The organism is Aeromicrobium phragmitis (assembly GCF_003674095.1).
Taxonomy (GTDB): domain Bacteria; phylum Actinomycetota; class Actinomycetes; order Propionibacteriales; family Nocardioidaceae; genus Aeromicrobium; species Aeromicrobium phragmitis.
This window is the reverse complement of sequence record NZ_RDBF01000012.1, coordinates 17,802-37,433: the sequence shown is the minus strand read 5'-3', so window position 1 is coordinate 37,433 and position 19,632 is coordinate 17,802. Positions and strand designations below refer to the sequence as shown.

18 protein-coding genes are annotated in these 19,632 nt (G+C 67.3%); 6 read left to right on the top strand and 12 right to left on the bottom strand.

Annotated features, from left to right (window positions below; all coding sequences use genetic code 11):
• Nucleotides 1-24 precede the first annotated feature (24 nt).
• A complete protein-coding gene (locus tag D9V41_RS13755; RefSeq protein WP_121795158.1) occupies nt 25-969 on the bottom strand; it encodes a YeiH family protein in 945 nt (314 codons plus the stop codon).
• 69 nt (nt 970-1,038) lie between these two features.
• On the opposite strand from D9V41_RS13755, the gene D9V41_RS13750 reads away from it, so the two are divergent.
• From D9V41_RS13750 to D9V41_RS13740, 3 genes are all read left to right on the top strand, one after another.
• Nucleotides 1,039-1,932, top strand: a complete 894-nt coding sequence (locus tag D9V41_RS13750; protein ID WP_121795157.1) for a LysR family transcriptional regulator — start codon at nt 1,039-1,041, stop codon at nt 1,930-1,932.
• Nucleotides 1,929-2,696 (top strand): SDR family NAD(P)-dependent oxidoreductase, encoded by a 768-nt coding sequence (locus tag D9V41_RS13745; protein WP_121795156.1) that lies wholly within the window; start codon nt 1,929-1,931, stop codon nt 2,694-2,696. Before D9V41_RS13750 ends, D9V41_RS13745 begins: the two co-directional genes overlap by 4 nt.
• Before the next feature lie 81 nt (nt 2,697-2,777).
• Nucleotides 2,778-4,523: a BCCT family transporter gene (locus tag D9V41_RS13740; protein WP_243697280.1), complete on the top strand. Its 1,746-nt coding sequence runs from the start codon at nt 2,778-2,780 to the stop codon at nt 4,521-4,523.
• A gap of 51 nt (nt 4,524-4,574) precedes the next feature.
• Here D9V41_RS13740 and D9V41_RS13735 read toward each other — a convergent pair whose 3' ends face one another.
• The 4 genes from D9V41_RS13735 to D9V41_RS13720 all read right to left on the bottom strand — a co-directional run bounded on the left by D9V41_RS13735 (nt 4,575) and on the right by D9V41_RS13720 (nt 8,410).
• Complete coding sequence (locus tag D9V41_RS13735) at nt 4,575-6,137, bottom strand: DHA2 family efflux MFS transporter permease subunit (RefSeq protein ID WP_121795154.1); 1,563 nt, start codon at nt 6,135-6,137, stop codon at nt 4,575-4,577.
• Nucleotides 6,124-6,588: a MarR family winged helix-turn-helix transcriptional regulator gene (locus D9V41_RS13730; RefSeq protein WP_208006868.1), complete on the bottom strand. Its 465-nt coding sequence runs from the start codon at nt 6,586-6,588 to the stop codon at nt 6,124-6,126. The genes D9V41_RS13735 and D9V41_RS13730 overlap by 14 nt, the downstream gene beginning before the upstream one ends.
• 233 nt (nt 6,589-6,821) lie before the next feature.
• Entirely contained in the window at nt 6,822-8,051 is a 1,230-nt protein-coding gene (locus tag D9V41_RS13725) for an RNA polymerase sigma factor (protein WP_166376050.1), read from the bottom strand.
• Entirely contained in the window at nt 8,048-8,410 is a 363-nt protein-coding gene (locus D9V41_RS13720) for a YciI family protein (protein WP_166376049.1), read from the bottom strand. The genes D9V41_RS13725 and D9V41_RS13720 overlap by 4 nt, the downstream gene beginning before the upstream one ends.
• Nucleotides 8,411-8,486: 76 nt before the next feature.
• On the opposite strand from D9V41_RS13720, the gene typA reads away from it, so the two are divergent.
• From typA to D9V41_RS17870, 3 genes are all read left to right on the top strand, one after another.
• Nucleotides 8,487-10,352: a translational GTPase TypA gene (typA, locus tag D9V41_RS13715; RefSeq protein WP_121795151.1), complete on the top strand. Its 1,866-nt coding sequence runs from the start codon at nt 8,487-8,489 to the stop codon at nt 10,350-10,352.
• Nucleotides 10,353-10,373: 21 nt separating this feature from the next.
• Nucleotides 10,374-10,682 carry a hypothetical protein gene (locus D9V41_RS13710; protein WP_133434197.1) on the top strand — a complete coding sequence of 103 codons (309 nt, stop codon included), beginning with the start codon at nt 10,374-10,376 and terminating at the stop codon, nt 10,680-10,682.
• A 195-nt stretch (nt 10,683-10,877) separates the two neighbouring features.
• Nucleotides 10,878-11,042: a VOC family protein gene (locus D9V41_RS17870; RefSeq protein ID WP_166376048.1), complete on the top strand. Its 165-nt coding sequence runs from the start codon at nt 10,878-10,880 to the stop codon at nt 11,040-11,042.
• A 22-nt stretch (nt 11,043-11,064) separates the two neighbouring features.
• Here D9V41_RS17870 and D9V41_RS13705 read toward each other — a convergent pair whose 3' ends face one another.
• The 7 genes from D9V41_RS13705 to D9V41_RS13680 all read right to left on the bottom strand — a co-directional run bounded on the left by D9V41_RS13705 (nt 11,065) and on the right by D9V41_RS13680 (nt 19,630).
• On the bottom strand, nt 11,065-11,703 hold the full coding sequence (locus D9V41_RS13705; protein ID WP_133434196.1) for a hypothetical protein: 639 nt from the start codon (nt 11,701-11,703) through the stop codon (nt 11,065-11,067).
• Nucleotides 11,700-12,902, bottom strand: coding sequence for a hypothetical protein (locus tag D9V41_RS13700; RefSeq protein WP_121795148.1), 1,203 nt, complete (start codon nt 12,900-12,902; stop codon nt 11,700-11,702). The genes D9V41_RS13705 and D9V41_RS13700 overlap by 4 nt, the downstream gene beginning before the upstream one ends.
• Before the next feature lie 47 nt (nt 12,903-12,949).
• Entirely contained in the window at nt 12,950-13,672 is a 723-nt protein-coding gene (locus D9V41_RS13695) for an ABC transporter ATP-binding protein (RefSeq protein WP_208006867.1), read from the bottom strand.
• A 269-nt stretch (nt 13,673-13,941) separates the two neighbouring features.
• Nucleotides 13,942-15,462, bottom strand: a complete 1,521-nt coding sequence (locus tag D9V41_RS13690; RefSeq protein WP_121795146.1) for an L-lactate MFS transporter — start codon at nt 15,460-15,462, stop codon at nt 13,942-13,944.
• Between the two features lie 169 nt (nt 15,463-15,631).
• The gene (locus D9V41_RS17605; RefSeq protein WP_133434195.1) at nt 15,632-17,245 is read right to left on the bottom strand and encodes a P-loop ATPase, Sll1717 family; all 1,614 of its coding nucleotides are present in this window, start codon (nt 17,243-17,245) and stop codon (nt 15,632-15,634) included.
• A 136-nt stretch (nt 17,246-17,381) separates the two neighbouring features.
• On the bottom strand, nt 17,382-18,083 hold the full coding sequence (locus D9V41_RS13685) for an energy-coupling factor transporter transmembrane component T family protein (protein WP_121795145.1): 702 nt from the start codon (nt 18,081-18,083) through the stop codon (nt 17,382-17,384).
• On the bottom strand, nt 18,080-19,630 hold the full coding sequence (locus D9V41_RS13680) for an ABC transporter ATP-binding protein (protein ID WP_121795144.1): 1,551 nt from the start codon (nt 19,628-19,630) through the stop codon (nt 18,080-18,082). Before D9V41_RS13680 ends, D9V41_RS13685 begins: the two co-directional genes overlap by 4 nt.
• Nucleotides 19,631-19,632: the final 2 nt, after the last annotated feature.

The window sequence follows — 19,632 nt, the reverse complement described above, 5'->3', positions numbered from 1 at the left end:
CCAGCGGGCAACGCGACGTCCACCTCACAGGAGGAGGTGAACGAGGGCTAGGGGCACACCGGCCGCGACGGCGGTGCTCGTCGCGGCGAGGACGAACAGTCGCGCTGTCCCCTGGGCGAGCGTCCGCAATTGGACGGTCGTGCCGAGCGCGAACATCCCGGCCGCGAGCAGACCGGTGGCGAGCCGATCGGCCGTCGCGAGGACGGCAGGGTCGAGGACGCCGGTGCTCCGTACCCCGACCGCGAGCAGGAAACCGATGACGAACCAGGGCACTCGGAGTGTGCGGGCGCCGCCGGCGGTCCGGCCCCGGCCGACGACGACCGCCAGCGGCGCGAGCAGCATCACGCGGGCGAGCTTGACGGTGACCGCGATGCCCACGGCCGTCGGAGCAGCGGCCGCGCCGGCGGCGACGACCTGGGCGACCTCGTGGATGCTCGCTCCGGCCCACACCGCCGTCTCCCGGGGGCCGAGCCCGAGGAGGTCGGCGGTCAGTGGCACCACGGCGATCATCGCGGAACCGAAGATCGTGACCATCGCGACGGCCTGAGCCACCGCCGCACCGCGAGCGCGCACGACGTCTTGGATGCCGGCGATGGCCGCCGCGCCGCAGATCGAGAACCCGACGGCGACGAGCGTGACGAGATCCTCGTCAAGTCCGAGTCGCCGGCCGACCACGCGCGTCGCGGTGTATGTCGCGGTGACGGTCAGGACCACGACGACCAGCCCGGCGAGGCCGATATCGGCCAGCTGGCCAGCCGATAATCGGAGGCCGAGCAGCACGACGCCGAGCCGCAACGCGAATCGCCCGAGGTCGTCGATCGTGGCCGGGCGCCAGCGCTCCGGGAACTGAGCGACCGCAACACCGGCGACCAGGGCGACGACCAAGGGACTGACCGGCCACCCCGAAGCGACGGCACCGATCAGCGCGATCGCCGCCAGCAGCAGCCCGCTGCGGGTCACCGGCGTCATGCCTCAAGGCTGGTCGAGTCGAGGCCGGCTCGGTAGACCCGAGATCGCGACCAGCCATAAGCTGCGTTGATGATCCCGGACCTCGAAGGAGCCGAAGTCCTCATCGCCGTCGACGAGCACGGCAGCATCGGCGCCGCCGCTCGCCATCTCGGCATCACCCAGCCCGCCGCCAGCGCACGACTGCGGACGATGGAGGCGCGCTGGGGCCTGGCGCTGGTGGAGCGCTCGGCTCGAGGGTCCCGGCTCACCGACGCGGGGCAGGCCGTCGCGGGGTGGGGCCGCGCGGCGTTCGAGCGGGTCGCCGCACTCCAGGCGGGGCTCGAAGCGTTGCAGGAGCGGCACGACCGAGGGCTGCGCGTGGCAGCGAGCCTCACCGTCGCCGGTTACCTCGTGCCCCGCTGGCTCGGTGAGCTGAGGGCTCGGTATCCGGCCGCAACACCGCAGCTCATGGTCGTCAACAGCGCCGCCGTCATCGGTCTCGTGCACGACGGGACCGCCGACCTCGGATTCATCGAGACTCCGGACCTCCCGCCCGACCTGGCGGTACGCCGAATCGGCGAGGACGCGCTCGTGGTGGTCGCCCACCCCTCGCATCCGTGGGCACACCGCGACGAACCGGTCGCGACCGACGAGCTGGCCGCCGAGCCCCTCGTCCTGCGCGAACCCGGCAGCGGCACTCGACGGACGTTCGAGGCGGCGCTGGGCAGCGCACCGACGGTGGCGCTCGAGGCGAGCTCGACGGCGAGCCTCGTCGGCGCCGTGATCGCCGGGATCGCACCGGGCGTCGTGTCCGAGCGCGCAGTGACCGCTGCCGTCCAGAATGGCGAGCTCGTGCCCGTGGCGACCACGATGAACGCTCGTCGCCCGTTGAGCGTGGTCTGGTCGCGCGAACGGAGGCTGTCGCGCACGGCAGAGGCGCTCGTCGCGATCGCGACGGCGGGCTCTGCGACGATGAAGCCATGAGCAGCCAGCCCCTCGCCGTCGTGACCGGCGCCAGCAGCGGCATCGGTGCCGCCACCGCTCGCGCGCTCGCCGCCCACGGGTACCGCGTCGTGTGCGCGGCACGCCGAACCGAGCGCATCGAATCGCTCGCCGCTGAGATCGGCGGCACGGCCGTCACATGCGACGTGACCGACCCCGACGCCGTCGCCGCGCTCGCCGACGCAGTGGGCCCCTCACTGGACCTGCTCGTCAACAACGCCGGCGGCGCGATCGGCCTCGAGCGCGTCGAGGAGTCCGATCCAGCGGACTGGCGACGGATGTACGACATCAACGTCATCGGCACCCTCAACGTCACGCGGGCGCTCCTCCCGGCTCTGCGGGCAGCCGGCTCGGGAACGGGCACGATCATCAACGTGGGCTCGATCGCCGGGCACCACGCGTACGAGGGCGGCGGCGGGTACACCGCAGCCAAGCACGGCCTGGCGGTCATGACCGAGACGTTGCGGCTCGAACTCAACGGTGAGCCGGTGCGGATCAGCGAGATCGCTCCGGGCATGGTCCAGACCGAGGAGTTCTCGCTCACCCGGTTCCGCGGCGATCAGGAGCGCGCCGAGAAGGTGTACGAGGGCGTGGAGAACCCGCTGTCGGCCGACGACGTCGCGGACGCGATCGCTTGGATCGCGACCCGCCCCGCGCACGTGGACATCGACGTCCTCGTCATCAAACCCGTTGCCCAGGCCGCCTCGCACAAGGTGGCCCGCGGACCGCTTTCGCCGCGCCCCTGACGAGTACGTCCGTTTGCCTGCGGCGGCGCTCGCTGACACAGTGTTGGGTTGGCAGTTACTCCCCAATGCAAGGAGTTGACAGTGGCATCGACCTCGACGGACGACGCACCGCGGCTGCGGCGTGGCGTTTTCTACCCGGCGCTCGGCTTCCTCGCGGTCGTCGTAGCGATCAGCGTCGGCTTCCCCGACGCGACCGGGAATGTCATGAGCACGCTGCAGGACACGGTGGTGCGCGGCCTCGGCTGGTACTACGTCCTCATCGTGTCCGGTTTCGTGATCTTCGCGATCTGGATGGGCGCGGGTCGCTTCGGTGACATCGTGCTCGGCAAGGACGACGATGAGCCGGAGTTCGGCATCTTTGCCTGGTTCTCCATGCTCTTCGCGGCCGGCATGGGCATCGGACTGGTGTTCTGGGGCGCCGCCGAGCCGCTGACCTTCTTCGTCGACCCCAAACCCGGCGTGAGCGGCACCGACGGTCAGTTGGTCAACTCGGCGATGTCGCAGGTCTTCCTGCACTGGGGCTTCCACGCCTGGGCGATCTACGTCGTGGTGGGCCTGGCGTTGGCGTACGCGATCCACCGCAAGGGGCGGCCGGTCTCGTTGCGCTGGGCGCTGGAGCCGCTGCTCGGCGACCGGGTCAAGGGCTGGGTCGGCGACATCATCGACGTCGTGGCCATCGTCGGCACCATCGCGGGCGTCGCGACGTCGCTCGGCCTCGGCGTTCAGCAGATCTCCGCCGGCCTCGTGAGCCTCGGTGTGATCGACGAGGTGTTCGACTGGCAGCTCGTCGCGCTCATTCTGGCCATCACACTGGTCGCGACCCTCTCGGTGGTCAGCGGCGTCGGCAAGGGCATCAAGTGGCTCTCCAACGCCAACCTCGGTCTGGCCGGCGTCTTCCTGATCGCGATCCTGGCCCTCGGTCCGACGCTGTTCCTGCTGCGTGACTTCGTCCAGAACATCGGCAACTACCTGTTCAACCTCGTGCCGATGAGCTTCAACACCAGCGCGCTCACGGGTGAGGCCGGCATCGAATGGCAGGCCGCCTGGACCACGTTCTACTGGGGCTGGTGGATTTCCTGGTCGCCGTTCGTCGGCCTGTTCATCGCGCGGATCTCCCGTGGCCGCACGGTGCGCGAGTTCGTCTCGGGCGTCCTGCTCGTGCCCGTCCTCGTCACCATGGCGTGGTTCACGGTCATGGGCGGCAGCGCCATCTATCAGCAGATGAACGGCGAGAACCTCACCAATGAGGACGGCAGCGTGACGAGCGAGAACGCGCTGTTCGAGATGCTCGGAAACCTCCCACTCAGCTCCGTGTTGTCCGTCATCGCGATCGTCATGATCATCATCTTCTTCGTGACCTCGTCGGACTCCGGTTCGCTCGTGGTCGACATGCTCGCGCACAACGGACACCAGGAGCCGCCGACCTGGAGTCGCGTGATGTGGGCCTTCCTCGAGGGCGGCGTGGCGATCGGCCTGCTCTTGGCCGGCGGACTGGTGGCGCTGCAGACCGGCGCGATCCTCACCGCCGTGCCGTTCAGCATCGTGATGATCGCGATGTGTTTCGCCACCTACAAGGCGCTCAAGTCGGAGTACCGGGAGATTCGCCGCCTCAGCCGGCGGGCGCGCGAACGTGAGTGGCAGCTCGAGTTGACCGAGCGGGTGACACCGGCGGTCACGTCGCAGGTGGTCGACACGATCTCGGAGAACTTCGAGGATCACTTCGGCGAACAGGTCGATGAGCGCATCTCGAGCGCGATCGACGAGTACGACGCCGAGCAGTCCGACGGTGACGGCGACGACACCGGGGGCACCACCACCTCCCGGTGAACGTGACGAAGGCCCCGGCGCTGCACCAGCGCCGGGGCCTTTGTCGTGTTCTCAGTGGATGACGACGGGCGGCTTGCCCTCGTCGTCCAGCAGGTGGCTCGCCTCGCGCTTCTTGGGCAGGAAGAGCGTGGCCACGAAGGTCACCACGCAGAGCGCGAAGGCGATCCAGAAGCTGTGGGCGAACGCGGCGGCCGCCTCCTGCGACACGAGCTTCTCGAACTGATCGCCCACCGACTGGACGTACTGCAGCACCGCGGACGGCGGTTGCTCGCCCGTGCGCTCGGCCTCGGCGAGGGCCCGGGCGGCGGACACGGCGTCCGAGCTCTTCTGCTGGTTGGTCAGCACGACCGAGATGATCGCGACACCGACCGAACTGGCGACCTGCTGCGTGATGTTGAGCAGCGTCGAGCCGCGCGCGACCTCATGGTTGGCGAGCGTCCGCAGCGCCGACGTCATCAGCGGCATCATCGTCGCGCCCATGCCGAGGCCCATCACGAACAGCACGCCGATGAGGTACGGGTACGAGGTGTCGGCCTCGACCCGGGTCAAGCCGAACATGCCGGCGCAGATGAGTGCGAGCCCGACCGGCACGATGCGACCGACCGGGAAGCGGTCGACGAGGGCGCCGGCGATCGGCATCGTCAGCATCGCGCCGATGCCCTGGGGAGCCACCAGGAGCCCGGCGTCGAACGGCGTCTCCATCCGGACCTGCTGGAAGTACGTGGGCACCAGCAGCAGCCCGCCGAAGAACGCCGCGGCGAACAGGAACATCGTGAGCGTCGAGATCGACAGGTTGTAGTTGCGGAACAGTCGCAGATCCAGCAGCGGGTGCTGGGGCTTGAACGAGTAAGCGATGAACGCGAGCACCAGCAGGCCGCCGGCGAGCATCGTGGCCCACACCTTGGGAGCGGCCATCGTTCCCTCGTCGGGAATCGACGAGACGCCGTAGAGGAACAGCGCCAGGCCGGGCGACATCATCAGCATGCCGAGGAAGTCGAACGACTCGCCCGGCTGCGGGGTGTCCTTGGGCAGGACGACCCACGAATAGACGAGCGCGGCGACGCCGAGCGGCAGGTTGATGAGGAAGATCCAGTGCCACGTGGCGTGGTCGATCAGCCAGCCGCCGAGGATCGGGCCGAGGATCGGGCCCAGCAACATCGGCACACCGAGGATCGCCATGAGGCGGCCCATCCGCTGCGGGCCGGCCGCCCGGGTCAAGATCGTCATGCCGAGCGGCATGAGCATGCCGCCGCCGAGACCTTGCACGACACGGAACGCGATCAGCGCCTCGATGCTCTGCGCTGCCGCACACAGCACGGACCCGGCGGTGAACAGCGCGAGCGCGAGCAAGTAGAGACGCTTGGTACCGAAGCGATCGGCGGCCCAGCCGGTCAGCGGGATGACGGTCGCGAGCGCGAGCGTGTAGGCGGTGACGGTCCAGGCCACGGTGGAGTAGTTCTGGACGTTCAGGTCGGTCATGAACGTCGGCAGCGCGACGTTGACCACGGTGATGTCGAGGATCGACATGATCGAACCGAGAACGACGACACCGGCGATCTTGAGGACTGCGGAGTCGATCTTCTCGGGGTATTCAGGCAGCTCAGTGCTGGTCATACAGGTCCTCTTTCGTGAGGGCGAGCAGGGGCGCGAGGGCCTCGCTGAGGCGCTCGCACTGATCGAGGTCGAGTCGGTCGAGCATGTGGCGCACGGAGTCACGCTTGGCGTCCAGATGTGCGCGGGCGAGTTCGACGCCTTTGTCGGTGAGGGCGACGATCTTGACGCGCCTGTCCTGGTCGCACTCGGTGCGCTCGACGAGCCCGAGCTTGACGAGCTGGTCGACGTTACGACCGGCGGCCGCGACCGAGAGTGACACCAGCTTGGCGATGTCACCGATGGCGAGCGGACCGTCGGTCTGCGCGAGCGTGAACAACGTGCGGGCCTGCGAGAAGGACAGGTCCATCGCGAGGAAGACCTCGTAGGCCTCCGACTCGGCGTTGATGAAGACCCGACCGAGGAAGGCCTCGAGGTCCGCGAAAGCGGCCGTGCGCGGGTCTGAGGAAGTCACCGCAAGATACTAACGCCCGCGCAACTGTTGCGTCTCCGTGATGATTACCACAGCGCAACGTTGATAGGTGGTCGAGCAGCCCCGAGCCGTTCCATAGGTGGTCGAGTAGGCCCGAGCCGTTCCATAGGTGGTCGAGTAGGCCCGAGGAACGAGGGCCGTATCGAGACCACGTCGCGTCAGCCGGTCTCGATACGCCGCTCGCAGAGCTCGCCGCTACTCGACCACCCACAGCGTCAGGCCGTCGTGATCTCGCGGGCTCGTCGTTGGTAGTGGCGGCGAACGGGGTCGCAGGCGCACCAGTGCGCGGCAGAGGTGAACAGCGCCGCGGCCAGCTCCGGGTTTCCGGCCTCGGCATGCAACTCGGCGAGCGCACCGGCCGTCCGATGATCCCGTGGGTCGAGCATCCCCAACTCGGTGAGCGCCTGCGCCGCGCCGTGGACGCGTGCGACAGCGACGGCTCGATTGAGCCGCACCACCCGATCCTCACCGCTGAGCGCGAGCAGTCGGTCGTAGAACGTCAGCGCCAGCGGCCAGTCGGTCTCGTCAGGATGGAGCGCCACTGCGTGGACGGCCGCGATCAGCGCTTGGAGCCGCAGCTCCTCGGCGAAGCCGGCGGACGGGCCGAGGGCGAGCAGCCGCTCCATGGCCCGGGCGATCTCGTCGTGTCGCCAGCGCCGACGGTCCTGCTCGGCGAGCAGCACGAAGTCGCCCGCCGCGTCCGCACGAGCGTCGCGCCTGGCGTGCTGCAGTTCCACGAGCGACCGTAGGGCTTGCACGTCGGCGCGTCCGGGCAGGAGGTCGTCGACGACGGCGACCAGGCGTATGGCTTCCGCGCAGACCTCGGGCCGGACCACTTCCGTGCCCTCGGACGGCGCATACCCGGACGTGAACAGCAGGTGGGCCGTGCGAAGGACGCCCTCCACGCGGTCGTCGAGTGCCGCTCCGGTGGGCAGCTCGAACGCGCGCGGCTCGGCGGCAGCGCGCTGGCGCGCCCGGGTGAGGCGCGCGGACATCGCGGTCGGTGCGACCGCGAACAACCGCGCGATCTCCGTCGTGGGCAGGCCCAGCACCCACCGCAACGCCAGTGCGGTCTGCGCGTGCGGCGGCAACGCCGGATGGCAGGCGAGGAAGACCAGCCGCAGCATGTCGTCCGCGACGGCCTCGAGCTGGGGCTCGCCGGGATCGACGCGCTGCGCGAGGTCCTCGGCGATCCGCGCGGCGGCCCGGTGCGCGCTGACCTCGCTACGCAGCCGGTCGATCACCTCGCGCTGGGCGACCCGGTGCAGCCAGGCGACCGGCGAGGCGGGCACACCGTCGGTCGGCCACCGGCGCGCGGCTCGGGCGAATGCCTCAGCCAACGCGTCCTCGGCGAGGTCGACGCGTTCGAACCGCGCGGTGAGGAGAGCGAGGAGCCGTGGCCAGTGCTCGCGCCACGCCTCCTCGACTGCGTCCTCGGTCGTCACGATCCGGACTCGTCCACCAACCGACGCACCTCCACGACGCCGCCGTTGAAGGTCATGAGCTTGCAGACGTCGAGCAGGTCGTCGAGGTCGTCGCTGGCCACGATGTAGAAGCCGCTCAGCTGCTCGGTGGTCTCGGCGTAGGGGCCGTCGGTGACGACGTGTCCGGAGCCCTCGGCGCGCACGACTTTGGCGTGCTTGGAGTGCTCAAGCTCGGCGCCGCCGGTGATCTCGTGGCCTCTGGCGGCGAGCTGTTCGGAGAACTCCCGGTGCCGGTCGAACACCTTCTCGCGTTCTTCCGGTCCCATCTGCTCCCAGACGTCCTCGTCGCCGGGGAGGGCGATCAGATACTGCGTTGCCATGCTTGTCCTTCCATCGTTGGTCACCACGATGACGGACCGACGCGGGGAATTTCGACACTTCGCATAGGATTTCCCGGTGCCCACACGCTCTGACCTTCGTAACGTCGCCATCGTCGCCCACGTCGACCATGGCAAGACCACCCTCGTCGACGCCATGCTCCAGCAGCAGGGCGCGTACGCGGAGCACGAGGAGGTCACCGAGCGGGTGATGGACTCGGGCGACCTCGAACGCGAGAAGGGGATCACGATCCTCGCCAAGAACACCGCGGTCCGCTACCAGGGCCCCGGGTCGGACGGCGGCGTGACGATCAACATCATCGACACCCCCGGCCACGCCGACTTCGGTGGCGAGGTGGAGCGCGGCCTGTCGATGGTCGACGCCGTCGTGCTGCTGGTCGACGCGTCCGAGGGTCCGCTGCCGCAGACGCGCTTCGTGCTGCGCAAGGCGCTGACCGCGAAGATGCCGGTGATCCTCGTCGTCAACAAGGTCGACCGGCCGGACGCGCGCATCGCCGAGGTCGTCAACGAGACGTACGACCTGTTCATGGACCTGCTGCCCGAGGACGCCGACGACGACGCTCTCGACTTCCCCGTCGTGTACGCCTCGGCGAAGGCCGGCCGCGCCTCGCTCGAGCAGCCGGCCGACGGTGGTCTGCCAAACAACGACAACCTCATCCCGCTGTTCCAGACGATCATGGAGCACGTCCCGGCGCCGGAGTACGACGCGGACGCTCCGCTGCAGGCGCACGTCACCAACCTCGACTCCTCGCCGTTCCTCGGCCGCCTCGCCCTCGTCCGCGTCAAGAACGGCGTGCTGAAGAAGGGGCAGCAGGTCGCGTGGATGAAGCGCGACGGTTCGGTCGACCGGGTGAAGGTCACCGAGCTGCTCATCACCGAGGCGCTGGAGCGCAAGCCGGGTGAGCAGGCCGGCCCGGGCGACATCGTCGCCATCGCCGGCATGTCCGAGATCATGATCGGCGAGACGCTCGCCGACCCGGACAACCCGATCGCGCTGCCGCTGATCACCGTCGACGAGCCGGCGATCTCGATGACGATCGGCACCAACACCTCGCCGCTCGCCGGCCGCGAGAAGGGCACCAAGGTCACCGCCCGCCTCGTGAAGGATCGGCTCGACAGCGAGCTGATCGGCAACGTGTCGATCCGTGTGCTGCCCACCGACCGTCCCGACGCGTGGGAGGTCCAGGGCCGCGGCGAGCTCGCGCTGGCGATCCTCGTCGAGCAGATGCGCCGAGAAGGCTACGAGCTGACCGTCGGCAAGCCGCAGGTGGTCACCAAGCAGATCGACGGCAAGCTGCACGAGCCGGTCGAGCGGCTGACGATCGACACGCCCGAGGAGTACCTCGGCACCGTCACGCAACTGCTGGCCGTGCGCAAGGGCCGCATGGAGCAGATGATCAACCACGGCACGGGCTGGGTCCGGATGGAGTTCCTGGTGCCGTCGCGCGGACTGATCGGCTTCCGCACCGAGTTCCTCACCGACACCCGCGGCACCGGTATCGCGCACCACGTGTTCGAGGGCTACGAGCCGTGGCACGGCGAGATCTCGACGCGCCCGTCGGGCTCGCTCGTCGCCGACCGCGCCGGCGCGGCGTCGTCGTACGCGATGACCAGCCTGCAGGAACGCGGCACGCTGTTCATCGACCCGGGCACCGAGGTGTACGAGGGCATGATCGTCGGCGAGAACTCCCGTGATGACGACATGGACGTCAACATCACCAAGGAGAAGAAGCAGACCAACGTGCGCTCGTCGACCGCCGACAACTTCGAGAAGCTGATTCCGCCGAAGAAGCTGTCACTCGAGCAGTCGCTGGAGTTCTGCCGCGAGGACGAGTGCGTCGAGATCACGCCGAGCAACGTGCGTATCCGCAAGGTCATCCTCGACTCGGGCGAGCGCGCCCGCGCCGCCCGCAAGCGAAGCTGACCTCGCGCTAGCCTGAGCGCGATGACTCGCACACCGAGATTCGGCCGAGAGCCGGAGCAGTCAACGTACCGCGTCGGCGACTCGCCGCAGTACAGCGGCATGGCGATCTACCGGTTCGCGCTCGGGTGCCTCTTCCTGGCTCTGGCGATCGCTGGCGCCGTCGCGCTGTTGCTCGGCGTCGGGCCGACTCACCCGGCCTTGATCGTCGGGTACGTGCTCGCGGGTCTGACCGTGTGTTTCTTCCTCGGCTCGTTCCTGCCGGACCGCGACCGGGGCACGCCGACCGACCCCAGCCAGGGCACGGACTTTGCCGTGCAGAACACCGACTGACCCGTCGGCGACGGGTTCCCACGCGGGTCCAACCGCCGGTCGACGACGCCGTCGGGCTCGACGAGGTGCGCAGCACGATCGCCATGCCGCAGACCCCGGACGGCCATGGCCGCCTCGAACTCAGGCAGTACCTGCACCGCGAGTCCACGGGCGACACCAACGACAATCCCGCCGAACACGCTCGGCTTGCATCGCGTGTCGTTCGAGGTCGACGACCTCGAACGCCGAACTCGCCCGCCTTCGCGAGCAGAGCTACGAGCCGCGCTGCGTGACGTCGTGAACTACCGGGACGTCTTCCGCCTCTGCTACATCCGCGGACCCGAAGGGCTCATCGTCATGCTCTTCGAGTCGCTGACCTGATCGCGCGAGTACAGGGCGGTCCCTATCGGTTTCCGGCATGTATCAGCAGACGGCGGCCCAGAGTGCCGCGCGTGCGTGCATTGACCGTGAGCGCTCCGACCATCACCACAAGAAGCAGCGCTGGGTTGGTCTGCCAGTCGAGCGACGTCGAAACGACACCACCGAGCCACGACGAGCCGAAGTAGTGCTGCGCAAGCACGACGCCGACGTACAAGACGAGAACGGCCGCTCCCCCGAATAACGGGCCGAGGAGCCGGATGAGGATCGCGGCGACGGCGGAGTACACGAGCAGTGTTGCGAGCATCCCTGCGGGATGAGGCAGGTCGGTGGCGGATCCGTCGAGTCGGACACGGGCGTAGAAGGCGACGAACGGCACGAGCGGAAGTACGAGTAGGACCACGCTGTGCGCGAGCAATGGCACCCGTGCTTCACCGATGGCGTCGTGCTCGGCCAGTCCGAGGGAGTTCAGCGATACCAGGGGCAACGCGATCGACAGCAGCACGGCCGCCAGCTCGTAAGAGTTCGCACCCCGGGGCGGGTGGCCGAACCAGATCTCCACGACGACCCCCGAACCAGGCCAGAGCGCGCAGTAGGCAGTTGCGGCGGCCGTCAGCACCAACGTGATCCCGAAACTCCGCGCCACGAGAAGTGTCCTCATCATGGCGACAAGTCCTCCCGGGTGAGACCGCAGCGCCACATTTGGTCAGCGTTTTCGCGCAGCAACTGCACGAACTCTCGGTCGCTGAAGGATGCCACGAGCTCGGCGATCCGTCGGTCGGTTCCGCTGAAGTAGTGATGACCGATGCCGAGAGCCTCACCGAGTCGAGCCGAGATGGCTTGAGCCACGTTGATGTTCTCCTCATCGGAGGTGCCCGGCTCGTGGCATAGCAGGAGACCCGACGCCTGATCGACGAGCGCGGCATCGAGAGGTTCAGTCAGATCTGCGGGGTAGATGTTCGAGAGCACGCGACCCGGCCGGAACTCGATCACATCGGCGGCCGAATAGTCGAGGAACGACTCGACGAGTGGTACGCCGAACGCCTCATTGGCGGCAGAAATACGTCGACCGACGACGGGGATCGCCTTCTCGTTCGCCGGATGCACGCAGATGTCGACACCGTCGACGACCCGGCACGTCGGTTCGGCCTCCACACGGTGCACGTAGAGGTGCGGGCGCCACGCGAAGGGGTACGCCGCCATGATCAGCGCCCCGACGAGCCCGCCAGCGGCGACGAACCGGGGCGCGCGATTGCTCTCACGCGAGTGCCAGACGAACGCCACCGTGACAACGAGGGCGGCGAACAAGACGAAGTAGGTCGCGACGGTGAGGTTCGGCGAGAACCGCGGGTGGGAGGACCAATGCCAGGCCGGCGAGACTACGCTCAGCGCCCGATCGACGACGATGGGCAAGAGCAGCCACAAGGCACCGCCGACCGCGACGAGCAAACTCCACACGACGCGCGTCGTCATCGCACCCAGCACGAACATGACGGTGTTGAGCGCCACGATTCCCGCCACCGCGATGAGGACGTCAGCGATGCTCGGAGCGCCCCAGGTAGCCGAGCTTGCAGTCCACCACCACAACGGAGTGAGCCCGGCGACGAAACCGACCAGCGCGGCAACGGACAGGACGGCCACGTGCCAGGCAAGCTGCCGGGCACGCCGGCCGACGGCGGCCGCGTGCAAGAGGGTCCCTCTGCGGGCGAGGTCATGGCCCAGCAACGCAGAGGTGACCGTCATCGGCAGTGCGACCACGGCGAGCGACTCGCGCGGCGCAGCCGACGACTCGACCCACCACGGGTACGCGCCCTGACCGGGAAGATTGGCGACGAGCCCGAACACCGCGATCAGACCCATCATGCCGAGAACCCAGGCCGGACTGTAAGGCCACCAAAGACGCGCAAGCATCAGCTGTTTCCGTTGACGATGGCGTCGTACGCCTCTTCGAAAGCAGAACCATGAACACCCGCATCCGCCGCCGGCGCCCGCGCTAGCAGCTCGTCCACGGAACCGGTGAACTCCAGTCGTCCGCGATTGAGCACCCCGACGTCCGAGCAAAGGTGCTCGATGTCCTCGACCAGGTGGGTCGCGATGAGCACACAATCCACAGAATCGAGTTCTTTGATGCAACGGCGCACCGCGAGGCGCTGGGTGGGGTCGAGCCCCGCCGTGGGTTCATCGAGGATGAGGACCTCGGGGCGGTGCGCTACAGCAGCGGCGATCGCCACACGCTGACGCTGTCCGCCCGACAACGCGCGAACCTTCGATGTGGCGAACTCCTCGAGAGCGAAGGACTCGATGACGTCATCGGCGAGCGCCCCGGTCGCTTTGCGGGGCACGCCCCGCAGCCACGCGCAGTACTCGATCGTCTCCCGAACCCGCAACTGTCCCGGCAACTCCGGCTTCTGCGGCACGAAACCCACGGAGGCGCCGGAGTTCGCGAACTCGATCCGCCCGGACCGAACTCGCAACAAGCCGACCAAACAGTGAATCAGCGTGCTCTTTCCCGCACCATTAGGTCCCACGAGGCCGACACGGCCAGGACCGATGCTCCAACTGACGTCGTCCAGCGCTTTCCTGCGGCGATAGCTCACGGTGACGTTCTCCATCGTTATCGACGGGACAGACATCGTGTCCTTCCTCGGCATACACGCACGCGGCTGCTGTTCGAACCACCACTATGCACGAATTCGGACGCTGATCAGCGAAGTTTGGCGACCAGCGTCTGCATCGGACGGCACGCGCCGAACGCCCCAAGCTGCATGGCCTGTCCTTCACGGTCGACCATTTCTGCGCTGAGGTCGCACGGCTTCGCGAGCAGGGCTGCGCGCCACTGCTCGACGTCGTGCGCTGGACGTCTTCCGGCTCCGCTACGTCCGAGTCACCGAGCTGATCGGCCTCAGAACAGGCTGGCCGCGGTGCGGACGGTCTGGATGACGCCGTAGGCGAGCGGGATGCCGACGACCGCCCAGGCCACGACCAGCAGTGGGGTCGTTCCCGTCGAGGAGGTGGCCTCCGACTCCGCCTCCACCGGCGCGTCGTCCGCGGTCGGTTCCGCCCCCGCCTCCTCGCGCGGCTCGTGAAACTTGTCGGCGACGGGACGCACCAGCATGTTCGCGAGGAAGCCGACCACCAGCACTCCGACCATCGTCAACAGCGCCGGGCGATAGTCGGATGCGGTGAGAGCGCCGGGCTCGCCGCGGGCGTCGAGGAAGCCGTTGATGATGAGCGGACCCGCCACCCCGGCCGCCGACCACGCGGTCAGCAGGCGGCCGTGGATCGCGCCGACCTGGAAGGTGCCGAAGAGGTCGCGCAGGTACGCGGGAATCGTGGCGAATCCGCCGCCGTAGAAGCTGAGGATCACGCCGGCGAGCAGGACGAACAGCAGCACGGACGACGATCCGCCGAAGGCCAGCGTGGCGTAGAGGATGACGCCGAGGCCGAGGTAGACGATGTAGATGTTCTTGCGGCCGATGATGTCGGACGTCGACGACCAGACGAACCGTCCGGCCATGTTGCACAGCGACAGGAAGCCGACGAATCCGGCGGCCGCCGACGCGGCGACCGCGGACGAGTCACCCTCGCGGAAAAAGTCCTGGATCATCGGCGCCGCCTGCTCGAGGATGCCGATCCCGGCGGTGACATTGCAGAACAGCACGACCCACAGGAGCCAGAACTGTGGCGTCTTGAGTGCGTTGTTCGCCGAGACGCTCTCGGTGGTGACGAGCGACTTGCTCTTCACGGTGCTCGGGTCGAAGCCCTCCGGGCGCCAGCCGGGAGCGGGCACGCGCACCAGCCAGGCACCGAACAGCATCACGACCAGGTAACCGATACCGAGGGTGAGGAACAGCTTGCCCACGGCGTCACCTGAGGCCACGCCGCCCTCCATCACGGGGTCATAGAGGTCGAGAAGGTTGCGGGACAGCGGGCTGGCGATCATCGCGCCGCCGCCGAAGCCCATGATCGCCATGCCCGTGGCGAGCCCTGGACGGTCCGGGAACCACTTGATGAGCGTCGAGACCGGCGAGATGTACCCGATACCGAGGCCGATGCCCCCGATGACGCCGTACCCGAGGTACAGCAGCCACAGCTGCTCGGTGAAGATGCCGAGCGCGCCGACGAGGAAGCCGACCGACCAGCAGACGGCCGCCGCCGCCATCGCCCGTCGCGGTCCGCCGGTGTCCACCCACGTACCGAACACCGCGGCCGACAGACCCAGCATCACGATCGCGATCGAGAAGACGATGCCGACCTGCGTGAGCGAGACGTCGAAGTGCTCGATTAGCGACGCCTTGTAGACGCTCGTCGCATACACCTGGCCGATGCAGAGGTGGACGGCTAACGCCGCCGGCGGAATCAGCCACCGGTTGAACCCCGGCTTGGCGACGGTGCGTTCCCGGTCGAGCACTGCAAGCGACATGCGCTTCCCCCTGTATCAGCATGAACGTGACGCGGGTTTCAGCCTACGCAGATCGTGCCGTGTTCGCAGCCACAGCTGGGAGGGTTGCCGACGTGCACTTGAAGCACCGCGGAGCGCGATTCACTCTCCGCCTACGCCCACAGCGGATACGCTCGGCTCAACCACTCCCTTACTCGCCAGGACCCCTTTCTATCGGACGTCCACCTCGCGTCCTATTCCTTCGCCGCCGCGGCTCCTGCGAGTTCGGCGCTAAGCGAGAGGATGAATTACCCTCGCGAAGAGAGCTCCCCCGACTCCGCTTCAATCCCCACGCATGTATCAGCGCATGATGTAAAATGAAGTGCCCCTTCAGATAGATCTGAGTCTCGTCGCGACGATGAAAAAACTGCATATGACTTTCATTATGACTCGGCAGGTAGTTTCCGATAGCTCCGGCGTAAAAGAGGAGCTGAAGTAGAGAATCAGTCTGCCCCTCAGCCATCGACGAGACCTCTGCCAGTGCTCCTTCAAAGTCCTTGCGATCGAACGTTTGTGCATTCATAAACTTTAGGGCCGACAAGGCGGCAGATGCCTGCTCAGGGCCGCCTTCGAAACCGGCGAATTCGTTCTGAATCGCTCCCACAAAATACTTCGCCGAATACTTAAGCACTCCTTCATGAATAACTTCGTCGGCGAGGGTTTCTCCCCCGTCGCCATAAAGTCCCGAGGACTCTACCTTTCGGATTTCCTCGAACAAGCGCAATAAATCCCGAGGTGTGTGGCGGGTCATATTCAGTAGATACTGAAATGTTGGAATGCGTTTAGGATCTCCCGGGCTTCGCTGACCGACGGTAATCTTTTCAGGAAAGTAGCTCAAGACGTCTACCCTCTCGAGGTCGAGAGCCCGGGCAGCCTTCGCATTGACCAGCTGCATGAGTGGGGCATTCACACCCGCCTGGCCGGAAAGTACCCGCCAATCGAGGTCAATCGACAGATCATCACGCATCTTTTGGGAATCGGGGAGAGAGAGCGCAACACGGGCGAAAACGTCGTTGCGAATGAGGAGGGCGACACTGCCAGTCGCTTGATGCTCTCGTAAAATCTGGTTCAATGAATATGCGGCCTGAACTAGCGACGAAAGACTCTCGTCATAGAGAGTGTCGTTAAGAAAGATCGAGTCCAATCCGTCCAGCACTAGGACGTGACGAGTCTCCGATTGAGCCTCTGCCACCCATCGCTCCATGTAGGGGATTAGGTTGAAGATGTTAAGCGACGCCCTATTCTCCTTTTTGTATATCTGCCCGAGCGACGGTAGCGGAATCGTGATTGTGGTGCTCGAAGCACGTACCAACGCTCTGCCTGAGGCGTCACCCATGAATCCGAAATCGCGCAGAATTTTCGCGATGCGCAAGACTTCCCGCTCGTTACGCAACTTGCACCCATGATCACGCAAGAGAAGTTCTAGGTAGCTACATAGAAGGATGAATTTCCAAGCTGTGACTGTTCGCTCAGGCCCCTCGGCCTGGCCAGTTTGAAGACGCGGAATTTCAGCCAAAGGCAAGTTGGCGGCGTCGCGGACAAGAGCGAGGTGAGTACCTGCCGTCTCGGCAGCGCTCAGGTACCAGGCTAGGGCCGATTTACCAGTGCCCTTCGGACCCAGTATTAGGAAGGCTCGACCTGAAGTAACTGCCTCCACAGCACCGTTCAGATCAACGTAACTCTTTACGAACTCGTCTCGGTCATCGTTGACCTCGTTACGCGAATCACTCTTACCAAAGTACAGATCCTTGTACGCAGGACGCATCCCTAGATCATCGCTTGGTCGTAGGCTCACCAGCCGAGACTAGCGCGGAATTGGTCGAGACGGACGGGAAATCTTGTCTGACGAGCTGCCCACCGTATTCAAGGAGCTGACTGCGGGCAGGCACAAGCAGGACGGCCTAGAGACCTGCGAGAAAATGCACGATTGGAACAGCACCGAGGGTCACCGTGAGTGCGAGTCCACCGAGGTCCAATCGCGACCACGTGGCGGGTTCGGCCCAGGTCCGAGCGCGCGCGTCGGCGAAGCCGCGAGCGTCCATCGCGATGGATGACGAGGACGCTCCACGCATGGCTTGGACGAGCAGCGCGAAGGCCATCGAGCCGCTGTGCTTCACCTGGCCGACCGGATGACGTCCGGGCGCGACGCCGCGAGCGCGTCGGGTGCGTTCCAGCGATTCCCATGTTTGCGCGAAGCCGCTGAACCGCTGGAGCGCCGCGGAGAACGCCGCGACTCCCCGGGCCGGGAGACGGAGGGTCTGCGCGGCGTAGTCGGACAGCCGCCCGGGGTCGATGAACCCGACCATCACGGAGCCCGGCCACGCCAGCACCAGGATGCGCAGGCCCGCCACCACGGCGACCTCGGTGTTCGGTCCGCCGAGGCGCCAGGTCGAGTAGACGATCGTGACCGCCGCGAAGCCGGAGAACGCCAGACATGCCAGCGGGTAACGCCACGTCGGTAGGAAGATCAGGGCGGCCAGCGCGTAGAGGCCGATCGTCACGAGGGCGATCGGCAGCGAACGGACCGCGAAGGACCCGATCAGCGAGAACGCGCCCACCGACAACAGCACGAGCGGGTTGACCCGGGTGACGAGTGTCCTCATGTCGCCGTCACCGCCTCACCTACGGAGATCTCCGCGTCGCGAGGCGCGTCCGGATCGTGCGTGGCGAGCGCGACGACCGCGCCCGCCCGCGCGGCCGCGGTGTACCAGCCGGTCACCACCGCCCAGGTGTCGCGGTCCTGCCCGACCGTCGGCTCGTCGAGCGCGACGAAGCCCGGACGATGCGCGAGGGCGCTGATCATCGCGAGCCTCCGCTGCTCCCCTCCGGACAGCCGATACGGGTGCGAGGGCGCGAACCGCTCGAGACCGACGAGTGCGAGCAACTCGTCCGCATCCACCTCGACGCCGAGCGCACTCGCGGTGCGCTCGACTTCCTCGCGGACGCTCGTCGTCAGAAATCCCAGCTCGGGATTCTGCGGCACCCAGCCGATCTCCCGCGCCAGGTCGCGCGAACGCATCCGCGTGCGGTCGGGCGTGACGGTTCCGCCGGACACGCGGACGAGACCGGTCATCGCGAGCAGCGCGGTCGATTTGCCGGCGCCGCTCGGGCCGGTGATCGCCGTGGTGGTGCCCGGGTCGAGTCGGGCGGAGAAGTTCGAGAGTGCAGGGTGCCGACGCGTGCCGCGGATCATCCGCGTGGTGAGGACGACGTCGACGTCGGAGGCGATGACGGGCTTGGGGGCGCTCGGAGCGTGGTCTCGCTCCATCGCGGCTGACGCCCCCTGCTGCGATGGCTCCATCACCGCTCGTTCTGGTTCCTGAGTGTCGAGGAACGAGGCGGTGTATCGAAGGGCGCGGTTACTCGACCACCTAGAAACGGGGCTACTCGACCAGCTATGGGGGGTGGGCGTGACGAAGGCGGCGGGGATGTCGACGGGGGTGGGCGGTGGGGCACCGGGCATCCACAGGCCGGGCCGGCCGCCCAAGGCGAGGAACTCCCCCACCGAGCCGTCGAAGCCGACCACGCCGCCGGGATCGAGCGCGACCACCCGGTCGACATGGTCGAGCCACGGCTCGAACCGGTGCTCGACCACGACGAGCGTCCGGTCCCCCACCGCGGCCAGCACGGCGTCGCGCGCACGCTCGGCCGTGACCGCGTCGAGCATCGAGGTGGGCTCGTCGAGCAGCACGACGTCCGGCTCGGTCGCCAGCACTCCGGCGAGCACGAGCCGCTGTTGTTCGCCGCCCGACAGCGCCGAGGTGAGGTGGTCGCGCGGGTAGTCCAGCCGCACCGCGGACAACGCCCTGTCCACGCGCCGCCAGATCTCATCGCGCGGCAACCCCAGGTTCTCGGGACCGAACGCGACATCGCGACCGATCCGCTCGGCCACGATGGCGTCGGCGGGATTCTGCAGCACCAGACCGAGGCGGCCCTCGACGCTGACGTCGCCGGACGCCTCACCGGAGATCGTCGTGCCGAGCGCGCCCGCTGCCGCGTGAAGGAGTGTGGACTTGCCGCTGCCGCTCGGGCCCACGAGCAGCACCCGCTCGCCGGGCTCGATGTGCAGGTCGAGCCCGGCGATCGTGGGGTTCTTGCGTCCGACCGGACGCCAAGTGAAGCCGCGGAAACGGATCGCGCCGGAGCGCATGG

Excerpts from the sequence above, each read along its gene's own strand:
- D9V41_RS13755 (WP_121795158.1), bottom strand. The coding sequence starts at position 969 with ATGACGCCGGTGACCCGCAGCGGGCTGCTGCTGGCGGCGATCGCGCTG.
- D9V41_RS13750 (WP_121795157.1), top strand. The coding sequence starts at position 1,039 with ATGATCCCGGACCTCGAAGGAGCCGAAGTCCTCATCGCCGTCGACGAG.
- D9V41_RS13745 (WP_121795156.1), top strand. The coding sequence starts at position 1,929 with ATGAGCAGCCAGCCCCTCGCCGTCGTGACCGGCGCCAGCAGCGGCATC.
- D9V41_RS13735 (WP_121795154.1), bottom strand. The coding sequence starts at position 6,137 with ATGACCAGCACTGAGCTGCCTGAATACCCCGAGAAGATCGACTCCGCA.
- D9V41_RS13720 (WP_166376049.1), bottom strand. The coding sequence starts at position 8,410 with ATGGCAACGCAGTATCTGATCGCCCTCCCCGGCGACGAGGACGTCTGG.
- D9V41_RS13710 (WP_133434197.1), top strand. The coding sequence starts at position 10,374 with ATGACTCGCACACCGAGATTCGGCCGAGAGCCGGAGCAGTCAACGTAC.
- D9V41_RS13705 (WP_133434196.1), bottom strand. The coding sequence starts at position 11,703 with ATGATGAGGACACTTCTCGTGGCGCGGAGTTTCGGGATCACGTTGGTG.
- D9V41_RS13700 (WP_121795148.1), bottom strand. The coding sequence starts at position 12,902 with ATGATGGGTCTGATCGCGGTGTTCGGGCTCGTCGCCAATCTTCCCGGT.
- D9V41_RS13695 (WP_208006867.1), bottom strand. The coding sequence starts at position 13,672 with ATGTCTGTCCCGTCGATAACGATGGAGAACGTCACCGTGAGCTATCGC.
- D9V41_RS13690 (WP_121795146.1), bottom strand. The coding sequence starts at position 15,462 with ATGTCGCTTGCAGTGCTCGACCGGGAACGCACCGTCGCCAAGCCGGGG.
- D9V41_RS17605 (WP_133434195.1), bottom strand. The coding sequence starts at position 17,245 with ATGCGTCCTGCGTACAAGGATCTGTACTTTGGTAAGAGTGATTCGCGT.
- D9V41_RS13685 (WP_121795145.1), bottom strand. The coding sequence starts at position 18,083 with ATGAGGACACTCGTCACCCGGGTCAACCCGCTCGTGCTGTTGTCGGTG.
- D9V41_RS13680 (WP_121795144.1), bottom strand. The coding sequence starts at position 19,630 with ATGCGCTCCGGCGCGATCCGTTTCCGCGGCTTCACTTGGCGTCCGGTC.